Source organism: Rhizobium giardinii bv. giardinii H152 (assembly GCF_000379605.1).
GTDB classification, from domain to species: Bacteria; Pseudomonadota; Alphaproteobacteria; order Rhizobiales; family Rhizobiaceae; genus Pararhizobium; species Pararhizobium giardinii.
Map to the genome: position 1 here is coordinate 1 of NZ_KB902609.1, position 1,295 is coordinate 1,295.

The 1,295-nt window shown below is 53.2% G+C and carries 2 protein-coding genes; both read right to left on the bottom strand.

The genetic code is table 11. The annotated features are described in order from the left end of the window. Window positions 1-623: ABC transporter permease subunit (locus tag A3AY_RS34950; RefSeq protein ID WP_018325532.1), on the bottom strand; the 623-nt coding region annotated here is incomplete at its 3' end. Window positions 624-625: 2 nt separating this feature from the next. Next, a partial coding sequence (locus A3AY_RS0109955) for a branched-chain amino acid ABC transporter permease (protein ID WP_018325533.1) occupies window positions 626-1,295 on the bottom strand: 670 nt, incomplete at its 5' end.

Here is a 1,295-nt window from a genome sequence, read left to right on the forward strand (position 1 = left end):
ACCAGTCCTGGAACCTTAATCCCCTGCGGCCCTCCGAGCATATCACTTGCGTCGACATAAACCGTAAACATAACACTGAACGCCAGTGTCGTCAGCGCAGCATAGTGTCCTCGGGTTCGAAGAACCGGGGCCAGCAAAATAAATCCGATCACGACGGACACTGCGCCTGCGCAAATCAGAGATATCAAGCCCGGCACCTCGACGAAGCGACCAAGCATTGCCACCGTGTAACCGCCTGCCCCCATAAATGCGGCGGCCCCGAAATTCGTCAATCCAGCGAAACCCATCTGGATTGTAAGGCCGAAGCAAGCGAGGACATAGATGAGGATCGTCGCCAGCATCAGCAACCCGAAGATATCTTCTCGCAAGGCGAAGATCAAAACGATTGCAGACACCAGGAGACCTGCACGAAGTAAATTCGGCTTTTCCTTCGCTGCAACTTCGGCTGAAAGAAGTAGTCCTGCGCGATGCGCAATCCATGTCCCAGCGATAACGACGAGCAACACGATAATGAAGAGTGTTTCTTCTTTTATCTCAATGATTGCCGACAAGGCTCCAGTCGCCGCAATTAATGTAGCCAGCAGTGCCGCAATTCGCTTCGGTTTCGTACCAAACATATACATGGCTATACTCTCTCGCTGGTACGTTCGGCCAGTAGACCGGTAGGCCGCCACGTAATTAGCATGATCATGATCGCGAACCCTATGACGTTCTTGTATTCACTCAGAGATGGTGTCGCCGCGACAACCAAAGTCTGCAAAGCAGCAAAAAGATATCCTCCGAGTATAGCCCCCCAAATGTTCCCCAGGCCCCCGACAATTGCAGCTGAGAAACCTATGACAGACAGTAGCAAGCCCATGTTGTAGCTGACCTCGCTGTAGTAGATTCCGTACATGATGCCGGCAAACCCTGCCGTCATGGATCCAAGCGCGAAGGTAAGAGGCGCAATGCGTTCAAAATTAATGCCCATCATGCTGGCGGTCTCTGAATCTTCGGCCACCGCACGCATCGCCAACCCGAACCGCGTTCTGTTGATAATCAGATAGACGAGCGCGATTGATGCCACGCCTCCACAGATCAGGAGCAATCCGTCCAATCTCAGATAAGCTCCCAGAAAGTCATACCCGCCGGCTGGCAACAACGAAGGGAACCGTTGCGGATTGGACCCGTTCGGAAAGAACAGACGAATGCTTTCGCGGATCGCTGTCCCCACCATCATGGTCATAAGAAGCATGTTGAGAGGTGGCGCATCGCGCAGCGGAAGAATCAGCACCCTGGAAATAGTCGCTCCCAGG